General features: G+C 30.9%; 1 protein-coding gene. It reads left to right on the top strand.

Annotated features, from left to right (window positions below; translation table 11 throughout):
• Window positions 1-203 precede the first annotated feature (203 nt).
• A complete protein-coding gene (locus tag CF596_RS14540) occupies window positions 204-488 on the top strand; it encodes a hypothetical protein (RefSeq protein WP_143228722.1) in 285 nt (94 codons plus the stop codon).
• Window positions 489-553: the final 65 nt, after the last annotated feature.

A 553-nucleotide genomic window follows, 5' to 3' on the forward strand; every position in this document is an offset into this window, starting at 1 on the left:
AGGGGTATATTTTGGTTTTGTCATTGGAACATTCTCTCAAGAAAGTTGGTCTCCGACAAACCCGGTACGGTTCATAGTTATAAATAATGAATAGATGGATAAAGTTTTTTTGCTTAGTTCTACCAATAGTCTTGATAATTATTAGTTTGCTAGCTACCTATTTTATTTTTACCAACAAAGCTTTTCAAATTGGAGTAACCTCCTTGATTGATCCAAATTTAGGAGCTTCTTTAGGTAATTTGTATGGAGGAGTTATAGGTACTCTCTTAAGTGCATCAAGCATATTCCTCTTGATTTATACAATTATTAATCAAAAAGATGAAGCACAGAAAAATAATTTAAAGTCTAATTTTTTTAAAATGATTGATTATCACAACCAACATTTGATAAATATTTCTTTACCCAATACCAATCCGCAACACCCACCAAAAGAAGGGAAAAAGGCTTTTGTAACCTTCAAAATTCAGTTCAAACGAATTTTAAGTTGACAAAAATAACTAATCATGCGAAAAAGTTTTTTTAGTTAACAGATGTTCACACATGCCTCGAATTG

It is taken from the genome of Acinetobacter sp. YT-02 (assembly GCF_002412355.1).
In the GTDB taxonomy this organism is placed as follows: Bacteria; Pseudomonadota; Gammaproteobacteria; order Pseudomonadales; family Moraxellaceae; genus Acinetobacter; species Acinetobacter towneri.